The organism is Blastococcus sp. KM273129, from assembly GCF_021698995.1.
Classification (GTDB): Bacteria; Actinomycetota; Actinomycetes; order Mycobacteriales; family Geodermatophilaceae; genus Blastococcus.
In genome coordinates, this window is the sequence record NZ_SSXB01000004.1 from 50,231 (window position 1) to 65,530 (window position 15,300).

17 protein-coding genes and 1 pseudogene are annotated in these 15,300 nt (G+C 76.6%); 11 read left to right on the top strand and 7 right to left on the bottom strand.

The features are described 5' to 3' along the window. The first annotated feature begins 6 nt into the window (after window positions 1-6). The 3 genes and pseudogenes from E9565_RS02295 to E9565_RS02305 form a co-directional block, all read left to right on the top strand. Window positions 7-330 carry an Rv2175c family DNA-binding protein gene (locus E9565_RS02295; protein WP_236826682.1) on the top strand — a complete coding sequence of 108 codons (324 nt, stop codon included), beginning with the start codon at window positions 7-9 and terminating at the stop codon, window positions 328-330. Between the two features lie 43 nt (window positions 331-373). Continuing rightward, window positions 374-724 carry a lycopene cyclase domain-containing protein gene (locus E9565_RS02300; protein WP_236826681.1) on the top strand — a complete coding sequence of 117 codons (351 nt, stop codon included), beginning with the start codon at window positions 374-376 and terminating at the stop codon, window positions 722-724. Window positions 725-768: 44 nt separating this feature from the next. Then, a pseudogene (locus E9565_RS02305) lies at window positions 769-930 on the top strand (lycopene cyclase domain-containing protein); the annotation flags it as partial. Here E9565_RS02305 and E9565_RS02310 read toward each other — a convergent pair. Genes E9565_RS02310 through E9565_RS02320 form a run of 3 tightly spaced genes read right to left on the bottom strand, consistent with a single transcriptional unit; the run spans window position 927 to window position 4,497 of the window. Next, on the bottom strand, window positions 927-1,874 hold the full coding sequence (locus tag E9565_RS02310) for a phytoene/squalene synthase family protein (RefSeq protein ID WP_236833987.1): 948 nt from the start codon (window positions 1,872-1,874) through the stop codon (window positions 927-929). The pseudogene E9565_RS02305 and the gene E9565_RS02310 overlap by 4 nt on opposite strands. Further along, complete coding sequence (gene crtI / locus E9565_RS02315; protein ID WP_236826679.1) at window positions 1,874-3,370, bottom strand: phytoene desaturase family protein; 1,497 nt, start codon at window positions 3,368-3,370, stop codon at window positions 1,874-1,876. The genes E9565_RS02310 and crtI overlap by 1 nt, the downstream gene beginning before the upstream one ends. After that, window positions 3,370-4,497, bottom strand: coding sequence for a polyprenyl synthetase family protein (locus tag E9565_RS02320; RefSeq protein ID WP_236826678.1), 1,128 nt, complete (start codon window positions 4,495-4,497; stop codon window positions 3,370-3,372). The genes crtI and E9565_RS02320 overlap by 1 nt, the downstream gene beginning before the upstream one ends. 206 nt (window positions 4,498-4,703) lie before the next feature. Here E9565_RS02320 and metF point away from each other — a divergent pair, with 206 nt between their 5' ends. Continuing rightward, on the top strand, window positions 4,704-5,609 hold the full coding sequence (gene metF / locus E9565_RS02325; protein WP_236826677.1) for a methylenetetrahydrofolate reductase [NAD(P)H]: 906 nt from the start codon (window positions 4,704-4,706) through the stop codon (window positions 5,607-5,609). A 4-nt stretch (window positions 5,610-5,613) separates the two neighbouring features. Here the strand turns inward: metF and E9565_RS02330 are convergent, their stop codons facing one another. Next, window positions 5,614-6,252, bottom strand: a complete 639-nt coding sequence (locus E9565_RS02330; protein ID WP_236826676.1) for a hypothetical protein — start codon at window positions 6,250-6,252, stop codon at window positions 5,614-5,616. Window positions 6,253-6,315: 63 nt separating this feature from the next. Between E9565_RS02330 and E9565_RS02335 the strand changes: the two genes are divergently transcribed. Then, complete coding sequence (locus E9565_RS02335) at window positions 6,316-6,693, top strand: hypothetical protein (protein WP_236826675.1); 378 nt, start codon at window positions 6,316-6,318, stop codon at window positions 6,691-6,693. 42 nt (window positions 6,694-6,735) lie between these two features. Here E9565_RS02335 and E9565_RS02340 read toward each other — a convergent pair whose 3' ends face one another. Together E9565_RS02340 and E9565_RS02345 are read right to left on the bottom strand one after the other, a co-directional pair. Beyond that, entirely contained in the window at window positions 6,736-7,503 is a 768-nt protein-coding gene (locus tag E9565_RS02340; RefSeq protein ID WP_236833988.1) for a crotonase/enoyl-CoA hydratase family protein, read from the bottom strand. Further along, window positions 7,500-9,032: a class I adenylate-forming enzyme family protein gene (locus tag E9565_RS02345; protein WP_236826673.1), complete on the bottom strand. Its 1,533-nt coding sequence runs from the start codon at window positions 9,030-9,032 to the stop codon at window positions 7,500-7,502. Before E9565_RS02345 ends, E9565_RS02340 begins: the two co-directional genes overlap by 4 nt. Window positions 9,033-9,120: 88 nt before the next feature. Between E9565_RS02345 and E9565_RS02350 the strand changes: the two genes are divergently transcribed. From E9565_RS02350 to E9565_RS02365, 4 genes are all read left to right on the top strand, one after another. Continuing rightward, window positions 9,121-9,726, top strand: coding sequence for a TetR/AcrR family transcriptional regulator (locus tag E9565_RS02350; protein ID WP_236826672.1), 606 nt, complete (start codon window positions 9,121-9,123; stop codon window positions 9,724-9,726). Between the two features lie 61 nt (window positions 9,727-9,787). Beyond that, a complete protein-coding gene (locus tag E9565_RS02355; protein WP_236833989.1) occupies window positions 9,788-10,897 on the top strand; it encodes a transcriptional regulator in 1,110 nt (369 codons plus the stop codon). After that, entirely contained in the window at window positions 10,894-11,814 is a 921-nt protein-coding gene (locus tag E9565_RS02360; protein ID WP_236833990.1) for an ABC transporter ATP-binding protein, read from the top strand. The genes E9565_RS02355 and E9565_RS02360 overlap by 4 nt, the downstream gene beginning before the upstream one ends. Next, window positions 11,811-12,620, top strand: coding sequence for an ABC transporter permease (locus E9565_RS02365; protein ID WP_236833991.1), 810 nt, complete (start codon window positions 11,811-11,813; stop codon window positions 12,618-12,620). The genes E9565_RS02360 and E9565_RS02365 overlap by 4 nt, the downstream gene beginning before the upstream one ends. On the opposite strand, the gene E9565_RS02370 is transcribed toward E9565_RS02365, so the two are convergent. Further along, complete coding sequence (locus tag E9565_RS02370; RefSeq protein ID WP_236826668.1) at window positions 12,617-13,417, bottom strand: alpha/beta fold hydrolase; 801 nt, start codon at window positions 13,415-13,417, stop codon at window positions 12,617-12,619. The two genes, E9565_RS02365 and E9565_RS02370, sit on opposite strands and share 4 nt — an antisense overlap. 66 nt (window positions 13,418-13,483) lie before the next feature. Here E9565_RS02370 and E9565_RS02375 point away from each other — a divergent pair, with 66 nt between their 5' ends. Continuing rightward, entirely contained in the window at window positions 13,484-14,182 is a 699-nt protein-coding gene (locus E9565_RS02375) for a CDP-alcohol phosphatidyltransferase family protein (protein WP_236826667.1), read from the top strand. A 137-nt stretch (window positions 14,183-14,319) separates the two neighbouring features. Next, window positions 14,320-15,297, top strand: a complete 978-nt coding sequence (locus tag E9565_RS02380; RefSeq protein WP_236826666.1) for a carbohydrate kinase family protein — start codon at window positions 14,320-14,322, stop codon at window positions 15,295-15,297. The last annotated feature ends 3 nt before the right edge of the window (window positions 15,298-15,300 follow it).

Below are 15,300 nucleotides of genomic sequence, written 5' to 3' on the forward strand. Positions count from 1 at the left end.
CACTCTATGGACACGCTCACGCCCGCGGAGGTCGCCCAGCTGCTGGGCACCTCGCCCAACCGGGTCCGGCAGCTGCTGCGCGACCGGAAGCTGATGGCCGTCCCCGGGAGCGGGAACGGCAGGATCCCCGCCGCGTTCCTGCAGGACGGCGCGGTGCTCAAGCACCTGCCCGGGCTGCTGACGGTCCTGCGCGACGGCGGCTTCAGCGACGAGGAGGCCTTCGACTGGCTCTTCCGCGAGGACGAGTCGCTGCCCGGCACCCCGGTGCAGGCGCTCCGCGACGACCGGCACACCGAGGTCACCCGCCGGGCCCAGGCCCTGGCGTTCTGAGCCGGGTGCATCCGGAGCCGGTGCGGGAACGGAAGCCCGACCCGTGGAGCAGCTGACGTACCTCGGCCTGCTGGCCGGCTGCCTGGTGGTGACCGCGCCGCTGGAGCTGGTCCTGGGTGTCCGGGTGTACGCGCGCTGGCGCCGGCTGCTGCTCGCCGTCGTCCCGGAGTTCGTCGTGTTCGTGAGCTGGGTGCTGTACGCCATCGCGCAGGGGCACTGGGGCTACTCGGCCGAGCGCACCGTCGGCGTCCGGCTGCCGGGCGGGATCCCGCTGGAGGAGATCCTGTTCTTCCTCGTCGTCCCGCTGTGCTCGGTGCTGGCGCTGGAGGCGGTGCGGAAGGTGACCCGCTGGGACGCCGGCTACCCCGCCGAGGAAGCGGAGGCGCGCCGGTGAGCTACAGCGCCCTGGCGGTCACCGCGGTGGTCGCGGTCCTGGTGGTGGACCTCGCCGTCTACCGCACCCGCATGGTGACCCGGCCGGTGTTCTGGGTGGCCTACGCGATCATCGTGGGCTTCCAGCTGCTGATGAACGGCGTGCTCACCGGGCTGGACGTGGTCACCTACGACCCGGCCACCATCTGGGGGCCGCGCGTCGCCTACGCGCCGGTGGAGGACCTGCTCTTCGGGTTCGCCATGGTCACCCTCACCCTGGCCAGCTGGGCGGCGGTCAACCGGCGGGCGAACACCGCCAGGCGGCGCGGCCTGGACACCGACACCCGCCGGTCGAGCACCCGGTAGCCCGCGCGCTCGATCTCGGTGAGGATGCCGCCGTAGAGGTCGGTGGCCGCTCGGACGCAGTCCCGGGACTCCGGCGCGAGCATCGGGGTGCCGGGCGCGGCGTCGTCGTAGCGGCGGCGCACGATCGCGACCATCTCCCGCATCAGCTCCCGGAAGCCGTCGTCGAAGCGCTTCTCGGCCAGCTGCTCGCGGGTGACCCCGTGGGCGGCCATCAGGTCGGCGGGCAGGTAGACCCGGCCGCGGTCGACGTCCTCGCCGACGTCGCGCAGGAAGTTGGTCAGCTGGAACGCCTCGCCGAGGGCGATGGCGTGCGGCGCCGCCTCCTCGCGGGTCACCCCGGACGCGGTCCCGAGCACCGGCAGCACCTGCAGCCCGATCACCGACGCCGAACCCCACATGTAGCGGTCCAGGGCATCCATCGTGGGATAGCCGGTGACGTCGAGGTCGCTGGTCATGGCGGCCAGGAAGTCGACGAGGTGCTCGACGGGGATCGCGTAGCGGCGGTAGGTGTGCACCAGCGCCAGCCGCACGGGGTCGTCCGACCACCCGGACTCGAGCTCGGCGAGCAGCGCCTTGGACCAGGTCATCAGGTCGCCGGCCGGGTCGGCGCCGGGGTGGTCGACGAAGTCGTCGGCGACCCGGGCGGCGGCGTAGAGGGCGTGCACCGCCGGCCGCCGCTCGGGCGTGAGCAGCCGGGTGGCCAGGTGGTAGCTCTTGCCGTGCTCGGCGGCGATGGCGGCGCAGTGGCGGTAGGCCGCGGTCAGCTGCGCCTGCCGGGCGGCCTGGGTGCCGGGGGGCTGCAGCATCACCGCGCCACCGGCCCGGTGATCCGCTCGGCGGCCAGCCGGCCGCTGATCAGCACCATGGGCACGCCGACGCCCGGCTGCACCGACGACCCGGCCAGCACCACGTTCTCGGGGCCGCGGCGCGGCAGCGTGGACGGGCGGAACGGGCCGGTCTGCCCGAAGGTGTGCGCCAGCGCGAACGGGGTGCCGGCGGCCATGCCCTGCGCCGCCCAGGTGGCCGGGGTGTCCATGTGCTCCACCTCGATCGCGCCGGAGAGGCCGGTCACGCCGCGGGCCTCCAGCGCGGCCAGCAGCTCCTCCCGGTAGCGCGGCCCGAGGGCATCCCAGTCCAGGCGCGGGTTGCCGCCGCTGCGCGGGTCCAGGTTGGGGGTGGGGGCGACGACGCTGAGCACCTGCCCGCCGTCCGGGGCCAGCGACCGGTCGGTGCGCGAGGGCATGCTGATCAGCAGGCTGGGGTCGCTCATGGGGCGGCCGTCCCGGGTCAGCTCGTCGAAGACCTGGCGCCACGAGTGGCCGAAGCTGATCGTGTGGTGCGCCTGCTCCGGCAGCTCGGCCCGCACCCCGAGGTGGAGGGCCACGCAGGACGGCGAGTAGACCGGGCGGCGGGGTCCGCGCAGCCCTGGCACGAGGGCGTGCGGGGCGTCGGTGGTGACGACGACGGCGTCGGCGGGCAGCCGGTCGCCGCCGTCGAGCAGCACGCCGGTGACGCGCTCGCCGTGGAGCTCCAGCTCGTCGACGGCGGTGCCGTACCGGAAGGTGACGCCCGCGTCGGCCGCGGCGGCGGCGAGCGCCCGCGGCACCGCTCCGATGCCACCGACCGGGTGCCAGACGCCGGCGCCGATGTCGAGCTGGGCGATGACCGCGTAGGCGGCGATGGCGCGGAAGGGGGAGACCCCGGCGTAGAGGGCCTGGAAGCTGAAGAGCCGGCGCAGCCGGTCGTCGGTGAAGTACCGGCCCACGTGGTTCGACAGCCGGCCGAAGCCGCCGCGCCGGACGAGGGCGAGCAGCTCGGGCCCCAGCAGGTCCAGCGGCGAGTCCAGGTTGCGGTCGATGAAGGTGGCCAGCTGCAGGCGGTAGAGCTCGGCGAGGTCGGCGAGGTAGCGGCGCAGCGCGTCGGCCTCGCCCGGCCCGCAGAGCGCGGCGACCTCGGCGGCGAAGGCCTCCGGGTCGGCGTGCACGTCCAGGTGCGTGCCGTCGGCGTACTGCGCCCGGTAGCTCGTCTCCAGCCGGCGCAGCTCCAGCCGGTCCTCGAGCCGGTCGCCGACGGCCGCCAGGGTCTCCTCGACGACCTCCGGCGCGGTGAAGACCGACGGGCCGGTGTCCAGCGCGTACCCGTCGCGCTCGATGCGCCCGGCCCGCCCGCCGGGGCCGCCGGCGCGCTCGACGACGGTGACCTCGCGGCCGGCGCCGCGCAGCCGCAGCGCGGTGGCCAGCCCCGCGAGCCCGGCCCCGACGACGACGACGCGGTCGGTGCGGCCCGGGACGGTGCGGACCATCAGGCGGTGCGCGACGTCGCGGCGACCGCGAGCGCGTCCAGCGCCCGGCGGGCGTCGTCGGCCAGCGGCGCCTCGGCGATCGCCTCGCGGGCGCGGGCGGTGCTCAGTGCGATCCGCTCCTCGACCCGGTCGCGGGCGCCGGTGCCGACCAGCAGGTCGCGCAGCGCCTCGAACTCCTCGTGCCCGGCCTCGGGGTTGCCCAGGAGCTCGTCGAGCAGTGCGCGCCCGGCGTCGTCGGCGGCCTCCGCGGCCAGCGCCACCAGCAGGGTCTGCTTGCCTTCCCGCAGGTCGTCGTCGGCCGACTTGCCGGTGACCTCCGGGTCGCCGAAGACGCCGAGGAGGTCGTCGCGCAGCTGGAACGCCTCGCCCAGGGGGAGCCCGATGGCGGTGCACGCCTCGACCACCCGTGGCCCGGCCCCGGCGATCGCCACGCCGAGCTGGAGGGGGCGCTGGACGGTGTACCCCGCGCTCTTGTAGCGGGCGACGGTGAGCGCGCCGTCCGGGCCCGGCAGCCCGCCGGCGGCCCGCAGGAGGTCCAGGTACTGGCCGGCGGTGACCTCCGTGCGCATCGTGTCCCAGACGGCGCGGGCCCGGCCGAGCGCCGCCTCGGAGATGCCCGAGCAGCGCAGCAGCTCGTCGGACCACACCAGCGCCAGGTCGCCGACGAGGATCGCCGCGCCGACGCCGAACAGCTCCTCGTCCCCGGAGAACCCGGAGTCGGCGTGCCGGCCGGCGAACCCGACGTGCGTGCTCGGGCGGCCGCGCCGGGTGCCGGCGGCATCCATCACGTCGTCGTGCACCAGCGCGCTGGCGTGCACGAACTCGAGGGCGGCGACGGCGCGGAGCACGGCGTCCTCGTCCTCCCCGGCGCCCGGGCCCTGGCCGCGCGCCCCGCGCCAGCCCCAGTAGGCGAAGGAGGGGCGCAGCTTCTTCCCCCCCTCGGCGACGGCGCACACCTCCTCCACCACGGGGACGAGGCTGGCGTCCATCGCGGCGAGCGTGGCGCGTTGCTGGTCGAGGAAGCCGGTGAGCGCGTCGGCGACCGCGGTCCGCACCCGGTCGAGCTCCGCGACCGACAGCGGGGGGGCGAGGCGGGCGGACTCGCGCTGCTGCGCCCCGGCGGTCATGCGGTCAGTATCGCCCAACCCGGTGGGGTGCCGCCCCACCAGCGGCCGGGCCGAGGGGGTCGGCTGCATCGTTCCTCCGTCGATCCGTGCTTCCGTCGTCCGCGACACGCCCTCTTCCGCGCGGGGGCCGGTCCCGGATGCACCGGTGCGCCGTCCGGGGAGACGGCCCCCGGGCCGCAGGGGTGCCGCCCGTACCCTCGGGTGCCGTGACACCCACCGTCCGCGAGCTCCTGGCCACCGAGCACCCGACGTGGTCGTTCGAGTTCTTCCCGCCCAAGACCCCGGCGGGGGAGGAGCAGCTCTGGACGGCGCTGCGCGAGCTGGAGCGGCTGCACCCCTCGTTCGTCTCGGTGACCTACGGGGCCGGCGGCTCCACCCGCGAGGGCACCGTGGCGATGACCGAGCGGATCGCGGCGGACACCACCATGACGCCGCTGGCGCACCTGACCGCGGTCGACCACAGCGTCGCGGAGCTGCGGCACGTGATCAGCCGGCTGGCCGCGGCGGGGGTCCGCAACATCATGGCGCTGCGCGGCGACCCGCCGGGCGCCGATCCGCAGGCGGACTGGGTCGCCCACCCCGAAGGGCTGCGGTACGCCTCCGAGCTCGTCGAGCTGATCCGCTCGGTCGGCGACTTCTCCGTCGGCGTCGCCGCCTTCCCCGAGCGGCACCCCCGCTCGCCGGACTTCGACACCGACGTCGAGATGTTCGTGGCCAAGTGCCGGGCCGGGGCGGACTTCGCCATCACGCAGATGTTCTTCCGTGCGGAGGACTACCTGCGGATGCGCGACCGGGTCGTCGCGCGTGGCTGCGAGGTGCCGGTCGTCGCCGGCGTCATGCCGGTCACCAACGTCCGGCAGATCACCCGGATCGTGCAGCTGTCGGGCCAGGCGTTCCCGCCGGAGCTGGCCCAGCGGTTCGAGGCGCTCGACGGCGACGCGCCCGAGGACAAGGCGGCGGTCCGCGCCCTGGGTGTCGAGGTGGCCACCGACCTGTGCCGCCGGCTGCTCGACGAGGGGGTGCCGGGCATCCACTTCATCACCATGAACCGCTCGACGGCGACCCGCGAGGTGTTCGCCAACCTGGCCGGCCGGGTGCCCGCCGTCCGCTGAGCCGTCACCGGGCCGGCTGCACGCCCTCCAGCAGGTCGGCGGCGCGGGCGGCCGCCCGGCGCAGGCCCTCCCGCTCGGAGGCGTACCCGCCGGCGACGCCGACGACCGGCAGGTTGGACACGGCGCGGGCGAAGAGCTTCCCCTTCGGCCGCGCGTCCAGCGCGTCGTCGATGCGGCCCAGCAGCCGGGCCGCCCGCCAGAGCGTCCGGGCCGCGCCGGAGGCCCCGCGGCGCTCGTCACGGGGGCCGAGGGCCCCCTCCACGTAGGTGCCCTTGGCGCGGGTGAGCAGCGGCTGGACCTGCTCGGCGGTGAGCTCGCGCCGCAGCAGCACCCGGGCCAGCAGCGAGACGCGCTCGGCGGGCGGCTCGACCCCGTGCTCGCCGGCGACGCCGAGGACGACGAGGGCCTGCACCGCGGTGCCGACGGTGTTCTGCAGCGGCAGCAGGTCGGCGAGCTTGCCGGCGAAGCGCGGCGCGGCCGACACCCCGGCCGCCACCCGGGACACCCGGTCGGCCCACCACTCGTCGCGCTCCTCGCGCGGCAGCGCCGGGGGCCGGCCCAGCCGGGTCGCGAGCGGGGTGAGCAGCCGGTCGAGCCGGCGGAGGACGTCGACGACGACGGCGTCGCTGATCGGGGCAGCCATGGGTGCGGGGTAACCCGGGTGCCGGTCCGCGACACCCCCGGTGGTGGGCCCTACCCTGCGCCGGTGATCACCGGAGCCGCCGTCCTGGCCTGCGCCGTGCTGGGCGGCCTCGCCGTCTTCCAGGTGGCGCTGGCCGCCGGGCGGCCGTGGGGCCGGTTCGCCTGGGGCGGGCAGCACGACGTGCTGCCGCCGCGGCTGCGCGCCGGGAGCGCGGTCTCCGTCGTCCTGTACCTGGTCTTCGCCGTCGTCGTCCTGGCGGCCGCCGGGCTCGTCGCGGTGCTGCCCGCGGCCGTGGCCGACGTCGGCATCTGGGTGCTGACCGGCTACCTCGCGCTCGGCGTCGTGCTGAACGGCATCTCGCGGAGCCGGCCCGAGCGGTTCGTCATGACGCCGCTGGTGCTGCTGCTCGCCGTCTGCTGCCTGGTCGTCGCCCTCGGGTGAGGCGGCCGGTCCGGGGCGCCGGCCGCGCCCCGGACCGGTCGGTCACACCCCGGCGCCGTGCCTGCCCTCGCCGGCGGCGAACCGCGCGGCGCCCGGCAGCGCGTCGACGGCGAGCGAGACCAGGCCGTGGCGGAACTCGTTGGCCATCGCCGCCTCCTCGTCCAGGCCGTCCTGCTCGAGCAGCGAGGCGCGGTCCTCGCGCAGGCAGGTCTGCGGGAAGGTGGCGATCCGGGCGGCCAGCGCCTGCGCCTCGGCCAGCGCCCGGCCCGGGGCGACCACCCGGTTGACCAGTCCGATCTGCAGCGCCTCGGTCGCGTCGACGCCGCGCCCGGTGAGGACCAGGTCCATCGCGCGGGAGGTGCCGATCAGCCGGGGCAGCCGCACGGTGCCGCCGTCGACGAGCGGGACGCCCCAGCGCCGGCAGTAGACCCCGAGCACCGCCGTCTCGTCGGCCACGCGCAGGTCGCACCACAGCGCCAGCTCCAGCCCGCCGGCGACCGCGTGCCCGGCGATGGCGGCGATGACCGGTTTGCGCAGCCGCATCCGGGTGGGCCCCATCGGTCCGTCCCCGTCGGTCTCCGTGCGGTTGCCGCGGCCGGTGCCGATCGCCCGCAGGTCCGCGCCGGCGCAGAAGGTGCCGCCCTCGCCGTGCAGCACCGCGACGGCGGCCTCCTCGTCCTCGTCGAAGGCCCGGAAGGCGTCGGCCAGCGCAGCGGCGGTCGGCCCGTCGACGGCGTTGCGCGCCGCGGGCCGGGAGAGCCGCACCGTCGTCACCGGGCCGTCCCGCTCGACGGTCACCGCACCGGTCACGACGAGCGCTCCGCGGCGTCGGCCCACAGCGGCTCGCGCAGCGCCCGGCGGAGGATCTTGCCGACGGGGGAGAGGGGGAGCTGGTCGACGACGTGCACGGCCTTGGGCACCTTGTAGCCGGCCAGCGCGCCGCGGACCGCCTCCCGCAGCTCGTCCGGGCGGGCGCTCGCCCCGGGGCGGAGCGTGACGAAGGCGGTGACCGCCTCCACCCACGTCGGGTCGGGGGCGGCGACGACGGCCGCCGCCGAGACCGCCGGGTGCGCCATCAGCGCCTCCTCGACCTCCCGCGGGTACACGTTGTAGCCGCCGGTGATGATCATGTCGCTGGTGCGGTCGACCAGGGTCAGGTAGCCGCGGTCGTCCAGCCGGGCGAGGTCGCGGGTGGCGATCCAGCCGGCGGCGTCGACCGTCTCGGCGGTGAGCCCGGGCGCCTCGTGGTAGCCGGCCATGCCGAACGGGGCGCGCACCTGGAGCTCGCCGATCTCCCCGGCCGGGAGGGCGCCGCCGTCAGGGCCCACGACGCGCACCTCGGCGTCCACCGAGGGGTGGCCGCAGGTGCCCGCGAGAGCCGGGTCGGTGTGGTCCGTGGCGTCGAGCACCGTGATCGCGAGGGGTGCCTCCGTCTGCCCGTAGTACTGCACGAGGCGCGGGCCCCAGACGTCGAGGGCCTGGGCGAGCACGGGGCCGGGCATCGGGCTGGCCCCGTACACCGCCGTCCGGAGGCTGGAGACGTCGGCGCGCTCGGCGGCGCCGGAGGAGAGCAGCATCCCCAGCATGGTGGGCACGAGGTTGATCTCGGTGGCCCGGTAGCGGGCGAGGGAGTCGAGGTAGCTGCCCGGGTCGAAGCCGGGCAGGACGGCCGCGGCGCCACCGCGGATCCAGTACGGCAGCACGAAGGTGCCGCTGGCGTGGATCAGCGACGCCGCGTGCAGCATGACCGAGTCGCGCCCGGGGGAGACCAGGTTGGCCAGGATGTTGGCGCAGATCGCCGCGTAGCTGGCCTGGGTGTGCACCACGGCCTTGAGCGAGCCGGTCGTGCCCGAGGTGTAGAGGATCAGCACCGGGTCGGCCGGCTCGGCCGGCAGCTGCGGGTCGGCGGGGCTGGCCTCGGCCATCTCGTCGAGCAGGTCCAGCGCCGCCACGTCGGGGGCCTGCCCGAGGCTGACCAGCCGCAGCCCGTCGACCCGCCCGGCGAGCTCCGCCGCCCGTCCGGCGAGCGCGGCGCCGTGCACGAGGAGCCGGACCCCGGTCGCGGCCAGCATCCGCGCCTGCTCGTCGGCCGAGAGCCGGGCGTTGAGCGGCACCCGCGCCGCGCCGGCCTTGAGGCAGGCGAAGTCGATCGGCACCGACCACAGGCCGTTGTCGACCAGCAGGCCCACCCGGTCCCCGCGGGCGACGCCCAGCCCGATCAGGACGTTCGCCATCCGGTTGGCGGTGTCGTCCACCTCCCGGAAGGTCAGCGACGCGTCGCCGCTCAGCACCGCCGTCCGCTCCGCGAACCGCCGGGCGCCCCGTCGAACCAGATCCACCGTCAACACCGGTTGCCACTCCCTCTCGCCGCTGGTGCGGCGAACTTACAGTCAGTCCGGACGGTTTGTCAGCGCCTATCCTCTTCCGGTGACCGAGCGACGGACCCAGGAGCAGCGGCGCGCGGGCACCCGGTCCCGGCTGCTCGCCGCGACGATCGACTGCCTCGTCGAGCACGGGTACGCGGGCACGACCACCCAGCGGGTGCAGGAACGGGCGGGGCTGTCGCGCGGGGCGCTGCTGCACCACTTCGCCACCAAGGAGGCGCTGCTGGTCGCCGCCGTCTCGCACGTCGCCGACGCGCAGATCGCCCAGGTGCGCGCCGATGCCGGTGCCGGCCGGGTGCGCGACGAGGTGGACCTCCTGCACCACGTGATGTCCGGCCCGCTCTTCCTGGCCGGGCTCGAGCTGTGGTCGGCCGCGCGCACGGAACCGGCCCTGCGCTCGGCCCTGCTGCCCGCCGAGCGGCGCGTGGGGGCGGCCGTCCGGGAACTGGTCGCCGAGCTCTTCCCGGCGGCCCCCCGCGACCGGGCCGAGATCGACGGGCTGCTCGCCCTCTACCGGGGGCTGGCGCTCACCAGCGTGCTCCGGGACGGCGGCGACCTCGACCGGCGGGTGCTCCGGCTGTGGGTCGACCGCGTCCTCGGCACCCCGGCCGTGCCGGTGGACGGAGCCGCCCGACCCGCCGCCCGGTGAGTTCCCGGTGAGGACGCGGAGGTGGCCCGCCGGGCCGGGGCCGCGGTCTACGGTGGCCGCCATGGCGTCCCGCGCACGGGCGGCGGCCCCGCGCTGGGCCGTCGTGGGGGTGGTCGTCGCCGTCCTGGCCGCGCTCCCCGCGATCGTGGGCGCGCTGCCGGTCACCGACGAGCCCGTGCCCGCGGCCGAGCTCCGCGCGGCGGTCCTGGCCTCGGCCGGCGTGCAGTACTCGGGCTACGCGGAGTCGGCCGGCGGGCTGGCCCTCCCGGTGACCGACCAGCTGGACTCGGTCGCCGACCTGTTCAGCGACCGCACCGAGATGCGTGTCTGGTGGCGGGGCCCCGACGACCACCGGGTCGACGTGGTCACCCCGGCCGGCGAGACGGGCATCCACCGCGACGCGCGGGGCACCTGGACGTGGGAGTACGAGCGGGCCACCGCGACCCGTGCGGCCGCCACGCCGCTCGCGCTGCCCGCGCCACCGGACCTGCTGCCCGCCACCCTGGGCCGCCGGCTGCTCGCCGAGGCCGCCGAGGGGGAGCTGACCCGCATCGGGGCGCGGCGGATCGCCGGCCGGGACGCACTCGGGCTGCGCGCCAGCCCCGCGGAGCCGGCCTCGGCGGTGCGCCAGGTCGACGTGTGGGTGGACCGGGCCAGCGGCCTGCCGGTGCAGGTGGTGGTCCTCGGCGAGACCTCGGAGGTGCCGGCGCTGGACACCCGGTTCCTCGACCTGGAGCTGTCGGTCCCGGACGCCGCGACCACCGCCTTCGCCCCGCCCGCGGACGCCCGCCTCCGCACCGCGGAGGAGGCAGAGATCGTCCTGGAGGCCGGGCGGCGGCTCGCCCCGGTGCGCTTCCCGCCCACGGTGGCCGGCCTGCCGCGCCGCACGCTGGAGGGCGCCCCACCGGGGATCGGTCTCTACGGGCGTGGGGTCACCCTGCTCGCCGTCGCCCCCGTGCCCTGGCGGCTGGCCGACGGGCTGCGCCGCACGCTGGCCCAGAGCCCGGACGCCGTCACCGACGGGACGAGCACCCGCATCGCGGCCGGGCCGGTCGGGCTCATGCTCGTCGATCCCCGGGACGCGGAGCCGTACCTGCTCGTCGGGACGGTCACCCTCGACGCCCTGGTCGAGGCCGCCGGGCAGCTGCCGTTGCCGGGGCGCCGGCGGTGAGCACGGTCATCGCCACCCGCGGCCTGGCCAAGCGGTACGGCCGGGTGCACGCCGTCGACGGCATCGACCTGGACGTGCGCGCCGGCGACGTCTACGGCTTCCTCGGCGCCAACGGCTCGGGGAAGACCACCACCGTCCGGATGCTGCTCGGCCTCGTGCTGCCCACCCGCGGGGAGGTCGACCTGCTGGGCGAGCGGATGCCGCGCGCCGGCCGCCGCGTGCTGCCCCGCGTGGGTGCGCTGATCGAGTCGCCCGCCGCCTACGGCCACCTGTCCGGCCGGGAGAACCTCGCGCTGCTGGACGCCGCCGGCCCCGGTGGGGCGCGCCGGGACCGGCGCCGGCGCATCGGCGAGGTGCTGGACCAGGTGGGGCTCGGGGGCGTGGGGCGCCGGCCGGTGAAGGCGTACTCGCTGGGCATGCGGCAGCGCCTCGGCCTGGCCGGCGCCCTGCTGCGCCGGCCCGAACTCCTGGTGCTGGACGAGCCGACCAACGGGCTGGACCCGCAGGGCATCACCGAGATCCGCGAGCTGCTGCTCGAGCTGAACCGCGGCGGGACGACGGTGTTCCTCTCCAGCCACCTGCTGGCCGAGGTCGAGCAGCTGTGCACCCGCGTCGGCGTCCTCGACCGCGGCCGCCTGGTGCTGCAGGACGACCTCGCCACCCTGACCGCCCCGACCGGCGCCACCGTCGTCCGCACGCCGGCGCCCGGGCAGGTGCGCGCGGTGCTCGACGGCCGGGTCGCCGCCGTGGACGGCGAGCGGGTGGTGGTGCGCGGCGGCGACCCCGCGGAGGTCAACGCGCTGCTCGTGGGCACCGGGGTGCCGGTCACCGGCCTCGCGGCCGACCGCCCGACCCTGGAGGAGGTGGTGCTGGCGGCCGCGGCCACCAGCGCCGACCGCGTGGAGCGCACGCGGTGATCGCCGTCGAGCTGCGCAAGCTGTTCCGGCGGCCCCGCACCTGGGCGATCGTCGCCGTCCTCAACGCGCTGCCGGTGCTGGTGGCGGTGCTGCTCGTGCTCACCGACCTGGCGCCCCGGCCGGGGGAGGGGCCGCCGTTCCTCTCCGCCGTCCTCACCAACGGCGCGCTGTACCCGCTGGCCGCGCTGGCCATCGTGCTGCCGCTCTTCCTGCCCATCGCGGTGGCGGTGGTCGCCGGGGACTCGGTCGCCGGGGAGGCGCAGGCGGGCACGCTGCGGTACCTGCTGGCCCGGCCCGCGGGGCGGACCCGGCTGCTGGTGGCCAAGCTCGTGGCGGTGCTCGCCTTCGTGCTGGTCACCGTCGTGGTGGTCGCGGCCGTCGGCTACCTGGTCGGCACGACGCTGTTCGAGGCGCGGCCGGCGGCGGGGACGTCGGTGTCGGGGACGTCGCTCACCGCGGAGCAGCTGGCCGTCCGCACCGTGCTCGCGGTCGGCTACGTCGGTGTATCGATGCTGGGCGTCGCGGCCTTCGCGCTGTTCTTCTCCACGCTCACCGACTCGCCGCTCGGCGCGACGATGGGCGCGCTCGCGGTGCTCGTCACCTCGTCGCTGCTGTTCACCCTCGACGCCGCCTCGCCGATCGCGCCCTACCTGCCGACCCGCTACTGGCTGGCCTTCGTCGACCTGTTCCGCGACCCGATCCTCTGGCGGGACATCACCCGCGGGCTGGCGCTGCAGGCGGTCTACGTGGGCGTGCTGCTCGCCGCCGCCTGGGCCAACTTCACGACCAAGGACGTCACGAGCTAGCCGCCGAGGCGGGCGCAGTCCGCGCTGCCGAGCGCCACCGGTTCCCCGGCCGTGAGCTGCTCGAGGACGATCGCCTGCACCAGCGGGTCGCCGGGCAGCTGCCCGTGCCCGACGCGGCTGTCCGCGCACACCTCCTGCACGGCCAGGTTGAGCGCGCCCTCGAGCCGCGCCGAGTCCGGCGGGGTCACCGTGCGGTCCAGCGTCGTCCACACCGACACCCAGCCCACCCCGTCGGGCGTCTCGTCGCCGGCGTTGAGCCGGGCGAGGACGGGGCTGTCGCTCGCCAGCTGCCGGCAGCCCTCCGGGCAGGACTCCGGCGCGACCCGTCCGGCCAGGTCGGCCAGGCCCGTGCCGTGGTGCGGTGAGCCCAGCGTCACCACCCGGCGGGCCACCCCCGCACCGCCGTCGGCCACCCACAGCCGGGCGATCACCCCGCCGGCCGAGTAGCCGACGACGTCCACGCTCTCCTCGCCGGTGCGGGCCAGGGCCGCGCGGGCGGCGTCGTCGAGCGCCGCGGCCGCCTCGCCCAGGTCGCCCGTCCCGTCGCCGGGCAGCGGGACCACGGTGGCGTCGCGCCCGGCCTGCTGCAGCCGGTCGGCCAGCGTCCGCAGCGACGTCGTCCCGCCGCCGTAGCCGGGCACCAGCAGCACCGGCCCCGGTCGCGCCTGGGGTCCCGGCCCCTCGGCGTCCGTGCCACCGGTGGCCAGGAGCACGCCGAGGGCGACGACCGCGGCGGTGACCAGGGCGAGCACCGCGACGACGAGGCGGCGACGGGCGGGGGAGAGACCGGCGAGCACTCACCTACTGTCCCTGGTGGAGGGGCCGGCGTCACCGGACGGCGCCGGGTCGGGAGGGGGCGCGCCGTGCTGAGCCGGGAGGAGTACCTCGAGGCCTGGTCGCGCTGGCACGGCGGTGCGGACACGTCCGCCCCCCTCGTGCGGGGCTGGTTGAGCACCGCGCACGCGCTCGCCCGGCCGCTGGCCGCGCTGCCCCCGGCGCTCGCCACCGCCGCCGGCGTGCTCGTCGCGGCCGCGGCGGTGCCCCCGGCCGCCGCGGGCGGCGCGTGGCTGCTCCTGGCCGGGGCGCTGGTCGGGCTGTCGGGGCTGCTGGACAGCCTCGACGGCGCGCTGGCGATCGGCACCGGGCGGGCCTCGCAGCGCGGGTTCGTCCTCGACTCCGTCGTCGACCGGCTGACCGAGGTCGCCTACGCGGCGGCGCTGTGGGTGGCGGGGGCGCCGGGGTGGCTCGCGGTGGCGTTCGGCGCGTCCTGCTGGCTGCCCGACTACCTGCGCGCCCGCGCCGGGCAGGCCGGCGTGCACCGGACCGGCCCGATCTCGCTGTGGGAGCGGCCGACCCGGGTCGCCATGGCCGGGCTCACGCTGGGCGGGGCCGGGGTGGTCAGCGGCCTGGAGGTCGCCGGGGTCGACGGCGCCACCCTGACCGCCACGGCCGGTGCGGCCACCGGGCTCCTGCTCGGCGTCGTGGGCACGGTGCAGCTGGGCCGCTGGCTCGGGTCCGAGCTCGCCGGTCCCGGGGAGGGCACCCTCCCGCCGTCGGGCTGACCTGCGCCTCCGACGGCGGTGCGGGCGCGCTGCACCTAGGGTGTGCGGTGCCCGATCCCCACCGTTCGTCTCCCGTTCCCGCCCGGTTCCCCGCGGCGCGGCGGCCCGAGGCAGCCCGACCCGGAGGAGCGCCTCCCGTGCCCGTCGTCGTCACCGGCTCCATCGCCACCGACCACCTGATGACCTTCCCCGGCCGCTTCACCGAGCAGTTCGTCGAGGGGCAGATGGAGAACGTGTCCCTCTCCTTCCTCGTCGACGACCTCGTCCAGCACCGCGGGGGCGCGGGCGCGAACATGGCCTACGGGCTGGGCCTGCTCGGCCTGGCCCCGGTGCTGGTGGGGGCGGTCGGCAGCGACTTCGCCGACTACGAGGCCTGGCTGTCGCGGCACGGCGTCGACACCGGCAGCGTGCACTGGTCGGAGCTGAAGCACACCGCCCGCTTCGTCTGCACCACGGACGAGGCGAACAACCAGATCGCGTCGTTCTACTCGGGGGCGATGGCCGAGGCCGCGCAGATCGAGCTGGCGCCCGTGGTCCACCGGGTGGGCGCCCCCGACCTGGTCGTCGTCGGCCCCAACGACCCGACCGCCATGGTGCGGCACACGCAGGAGTGCCGGCAGCGGGGCTACGCGTTCGCCGCCGACCCCAGCCAGCAGCTGGCCTGGGCCGACGGCGAGATGATCCGCGAGCTGGTGCACGGCGCGGAGGTGCTCTTCACCAACGAGTACGAGTCGGCGCTGCTGCTGCAGAAGACCGGCTGGACGGCCGACGAGGTGCTGGCCCGGGTGGGCACCTGGGTGACGACCCGCGCCGCGGACGGCGTCCTGGTGCGGCGGGAGGGGGAGGCGCCGCTGTCGGTGATCGCGGTGCCCGAGACCAAGCCGGTGGAGCCGACCGGTGGCGGTGACGCGCTGCGCGCCGGGTTCATCGCCGGGCGGACCTGGGGTCTGGGGCTGGAGCGGGCGACGCAGCTGGGCTCCGCCGTCGCCACCGCCGCGGTCGAGGTGATCGGCACCCAGGAGTACGACCTCCCGCGGCAGAGCTTCCTGCAGCGGTTCGCCGAGGCGTTCGGCGCCGAGGCCGCCGACGAGGTGGCCGCGCACCTGCCGGGCTGACCG

Coding starts and splice junctions, on each gene's coding strand:
- E9565_RS02295 (WP_236826682.1), top strand. CDS start 7: ATGGACACGCTCACGCCCGCGGAGGTCGCCCAGCTGCTGGGCACCTCG.
- E9565_RS02310 (WP_236833987.1), bottom strand. CDS start 1,874: ATGCTGCAGCCCCCCGGCACCCAGGCCGCCCGGCAGGCGCAGCTGACC.
- crtI (WP_236826679.1), bottom strand. CDS start 3,370: ATGGTCCGCACCGTCCCGGGCCGCACCGACCGCGTCGTCGTCGTCGGG.
- E9565_RS02320 (WP_236826678.1), bottom strand. CDS start 4,497: ATGACCGCCGGGGCGCAGCAGCGCGAGTCCGCCCGCCTCGCCCCCCCG.
- E9565_RS02330 (WP_236826676.1), bottom strand. CDS start 6,252: ATGGCTGCCCCGATCAGCGACGCCGTCGTCGTCGACGTCCTCCGCCGG.
- E9565_RS02355 (WP_236833989.1), top strand. CDS start 9,788: ATGGCGTCCCGCGCACGGGCGGCGGCCCCGCGCTGGGCCGTCGTGGGG.